This window comes from Flectobacillus sp., assembly GCF_049240685.1.
Lineage (GTDB): Bacteria > Bacteroidota > Bacteroidia > Cytophagales > Spirosomataceae > Flectobacillus.
In genome coordinates this window covers 1-4,167 of sequence record NZ_JBMLSD010000401.1, presented here as the reverse complement: position 1 = coordinate 4,167, position 4,167 = coordinate 1, and the positions used below count along the sequence as shown (strand labels likewise).

Sequence of the window (4,167 nt, the reverse complement as noted above, 5' to 3'; positions counted from 1 at the left end):
GAAATTGAGAAAAAGATGGAAAAGGCTTCTAAAGAAATGGAATTAATGTCCAGCAAAATGGAAATCCATTCTGCTCCGATGGATAGTCTTGGAAAAGAAATGGAAAAACTTTCAAAGCCTATTGAGGATATTGGTAAAGAAATTGAAGTACATGCAAAGGCTATCGAGGAAATAGATCCAGAGGGTAAATATTGGACTAAAAATAGACATTATGGTTCAGGCTATCGCTTGCCAAAGCCTCCTAAACCTCCAAAGGCACCGAAAGCTCCAAGTACATCTTCGGCACCAAAACCACCGAAGCCCCCAAAAGCTCCAAGTGCTGCTTCTGCCCCGAGTTTGCCACCGCCACCAACGCCACCAGTGGCACCAGCAAAGTCGGATAAGACTCAGGACAATAATTGGTAGGTAAGGTTTTTAGGCGTTATTTTAAATTTAATGAATTAATTTTTGCCGTAGAGACGCAAGCATTGCGTCTCTACTTTTGGAAAAAAGATTTTTATAAATAATTCATCACAAATAACCCTGTTTTAGTTTTTTCTTCCAAACAATGCCAGCACACCAATCGTAAGCATAATCATGAAACTCCCTAGCATATCAATTTTTCCGAAAGGAGTATTCAACCAGAAAATAGCCATCACCGTAGAAGATAGTGGCTCGGCACAGGCGAGCAAACTACTGGTTTGTGCTCCAACAATAGTTACAGCTTTCAAAAAAGCATAAAATGCCGCCAAACTCCCTAACAGTAAAATAAAGCCTGTGTAGGCAAAAGACTGCGAATCCCAAGTTCCCGAAACCTTCCAAGGAGCAAATACACAACTAAAAATAACTCCTCCTACAAACATTGCCCAACCAATTACCGTGGTTACTTCGTAGCGATTCATCAATCCAACGGGTAATAGACTATAAATTGCCAAAGCAACTGCGGAGGCAATTCCCCAAAGAAGTCCTTCGGTAGAGATGGCTAAACTGCCAAATTTGCCATGTGTAACCAATAAAAATGTGCCTGTAAGAGCCAAAATAATCGCCACAAATTCGATGAAATTGGGTAATCTTCTTTGTTTAAAAGCCATGTAAATCGCTATAAAGACTGGTCCCATATATTGTAAAACGGTAGCAGTGGCAGCATTCGACTTATGAATTGCTTCAAAATACGTGTATTGCACTGCCACCATTCCGAGCACACTAAATGCCAGAAGTAATAGGGTATCGCGTTTATTTCTCCATATTTTCCACAAATCTAAGCCACGAAAAAGGGCAATCATCAATAAAATACTACCCGCCACCAACAAACGTAACGTTACGAGCCAACCGGGATTAATACCTCGTTGACTAAATAAAAACTGTCCAAATGTTCCTGAAACGCCCCATGTGATGGCGGCAAAAATGGCTAATCCAAACCCTGCTATTCTTTGCTGACTATTCATAATGTAAGATTTGTCTGTTGACAAAAGTATTTTGAGGTCGCAAAATTAGAGTTATCTAGTGGTTTATACTTAATAGTTTTAGAAAAATCCAAAAACAAACTCCAATAGTAATATTTCAGATTAAAATTAGCGATAAATAAACTTAATCGACTGTATTTCAAGGGGATAATTTTATGAGTAGGGCGGGTTTCTGATTACTGGACAAAATTGAAGTTCCTAGTTCAAGACTTAGTCTTGGACTTACTTTTTTAAACAGTTTTAAACTGTTTTTCAAAATTCAGTGAAAAAGGACAAAGGACAACTCCTCACTCAAAACTCCCAACTCAACACTCATCGCAGTTCCATGCCGAGTACTAAGCTCCACATGAGTACAAAACTGATAATCATCGAAATATTGACCAGAAGACCAGCGATTTTAGAGTCATATCCTAGTTCATCTGCAAATGGGAGTAGAGTCATCCCTACGGGTAGAATCATACAGATTAGAACTATACTTTTGTAGAGCGGTTCAAAAGGAAGAAAGTAGTAAAGAAAAAATCCAAGCGATAAACCAACCGCATAACGAATCACTAATACACTGGCAATTTTTTTGAATATCTCTGGCTTTAGCTCTATACTTAGGTAAATACCCATAATTAGTAAGACTAATACTTTATTGCCTTTAGCCAAAATATCGATAATATTTACCAAAATATCAGGCAGTGGTAGTTTAGTAAGATTTACAACCAAACCCAACAACATCGCTTGGAAGGGTAGGAGCGTAAAGATTTTAAGAAAAGCCTGTTTGAGTTTCTCTCTTTTTCTAAGGGCTTGAGCTTCGTTGGTTTCCGCAAAAATGACTCCTGTGCCATAAACCATACAAAAAACCACAATTGAATTTCCCATATCAAATAGGGCTGCAAAGACCATTCCCGCTGGCCCCCAAATGCCTTCAATCAATGGAAATGCAAATAGTCCTAAATTAAATCCACCACTTGCCATGGTCAACAATCCCCGAAGTCGCTTGGTTTGATTTTTGAAAAGTAAACCAGCAATTGTCATCGAAATAGCACTGAAACTGATACAAAAAAGAGGAAGCAACAACAAATCAGCCTCGATTTTTACACGCATAATTGTGACAAAAACCAAAGCTGGAAAAGTGGTATGCACCAAAAGTTTGGTAATAATTTTACCCTCTTTCTCCGTAACAATGCCTTTATATTTGAGGAAAAAGCCAAGACCAATAATAGATAAAGCAGTTATAAAAACAGCATTAGTAGGATTCATGTTGAAGGGGATATATGTCTTTTATGCTAAAAAGACGCAAAAGTAATGGATTTACTGTTAAAATTCCTGCTTCGAGAAATCTCTAAGATGATGACTAAAGGTATTTACAGAATACTTGTATGAAATGTCTTCATTAGCAGTCACTTTTTCTCAAAACAAATTTAACAAGGTCTTAATGCGAAAGCTATCTTGAAATTATGTAATTTTGCGCCAATATTTTCATTCATAACTCAATCATTTACATTTACATTAAGGAATGGGCAAGAAAGTTTTAATCATTGGTGCTGGTGGTGTAGGAAATGTGGTAGCGAAAAAATGTGCCATGAATCCCGACGTGTTTTCGGAGGTCGTATTGGCGAGCCGTACCAAGAGTAAATGCGATGCCATCGCAGAAGAATGTGCTAAAATAGGTTTGCCAACGCCTGTACAAACTGCACAGGTAGACGCTGACAACGTACCAGAATTGGTTGCACTTATCAACGAAGTGAAGCCTTGGATGGTCATCAACGTGGCATTGCCATACCAAGATTTGACCATTATGGATGCTTGTCTTGAGACAGGTGTACACTATATGGATACTGCTAATTATGAGCCAAAAGACGTAGCTAAGTTTGAATACTCTTGGCAATGGGCTTATAAAGAGCGTTTCGAACAAGCTGGTTTGATGGCCTTGTTGGGTTGTGGTTTCGACCCAGGTGTAACGCAAGTGTACACGGCTTATGCCAACAAGCATCATTTCGACGAAATGCACTACTTGGATATCATCGACTGTAATGCTGGTGACCACGGTAAAGCTTTTGCTACTAACTTCAACCCTGAAATTAACATCCGTGAGATTACTCAAAACGGTCGTTATTGGGAAAATGGTGAGTGGGTAGAAATTCCACCTATGTCTATTCACAAGGCAATCGACTATCCTGGAATTGGTCCAAAAGAATCGTATGTATTGTACCATGAGGAGTTGGAATCTTTGGTGAAAAACTTCCCAACCATTAAACGCGCTCGTTTCTGGATGACTTTCGGCCAGCAATATTTGACTCACTTGAACGTACTTCAAAATGTAGGGATGACTTCAATCGAGCCTATCAAATTTAAAGGTATTGATATTGTACCTTTAGAGTTCTTGAAAGCGGTATTGCCAGAGCCTGGCACTTTAGGAGAAAACTATACTGGAGAAACTTCTATCGGTTGCCAAATCAAAGGTATCAAAGATGGTAAAGATAGAACTTACTATGTTTGGAACAACTGTAAGCACCAAGACTGCTGGAGCGAGGTTCAAGCGCAAGGAGTAAGCTATACAACAGGTGTACCTGCTATGCTTGGGGCTATGATGATGATTACAGGCGAATGGTTCAAGCCAGGCGTTTGGAACTGCGAGGAAATGAATCCAGATCCATTTATGGCTATGTTGAACGTTCACGGTTTACCTTGGAACGAATTGGTTGACATCGAGCTTCCACACGAATATTAGAAATTA

General features: G+C 39.1%; 4 protein-coding genes. 2 read left to right on the top strand and 2 right to left on the bottom strand.

The features are described 5' to 3' along the window. A partial coding sequence (locus ACOVQ4_RS18375) for a hypothetical protein (protein WP_421822074.1) occupies positions 1–405 on the top strand: 405 nt, incomplete at its 5' end. 122 nt (positions 406–527) lie between these two features. Here the strand turns inward: ACOVQ4_RS18375 and ACOVQ4_RS18370 are convergent. Together ACOVQ4_RS18370 and ACOVQ4_RS18365 are read right to left on the bottom strand one after the other, a co-directional pair. Continuing rightward, complete coding sequence (locus tag ACOVQ4_RS18370) at positions 528–1,424, bottom strand: EamA family transporter (protein ID WP_421822073.1); 897 nt, start codon at positions 1,422–1,424, stop codon at positions 528–530. A 330-nt stretch (positions 1,425–1,754) separates the two neighbouring features. Further along, a complete protein-coding gene (locus ACOVQ4_RS18365; protein WP_421822072.1) occupies positions 1,755–2,690 on the bottom strand; it encodes an AEC family transporter in 936 nt (311 codons plus the stop codon). Positions 2,691–2,946: 256 nt separating this feature from the next. Here ACOVQ4_RS18365 and ACOVQ4_RS18360 point away from each other — a divergent pair, with 256 nt between their 5' ends. Then, positions 2,947–4,161, top strand: a complete 1,215-nt coding sequence (locus ACOVQ4_RS18360) for a saccharopine dehydrogenase family protein (protein ID WP_095163995.1) — start codon at positions 2,947–2,949, stop codon at positions 4,159–4,161. Positions 4,162–4,167 lie beyond the last annotated feature (6 nt).

Coding starts and splice junctions, on each gene's coding strand:
- ACOVQ4_RS18370 (WP_421822073.1), bottom strand. CDS start 1,424: ATGAATAGTCAGCAAAGAATAGCAGGGTTTGGATTAGCCATTTTTGCC.
- ACOVQ4_RS18365 (WP_421822072.1), bottom strand. CDS start 2,690: ATGAATCCTACTAATGCTGTTTTTATAACTGCTTTATCTATTATTGGT.
- ACOVQ4_RS18360 (WP_095163995.1), top strand. CDS start 2,947: ATGGGCAAGAAAGTTTTAATCATTGGTGCTGGTGGTGTAGGAAATGTG.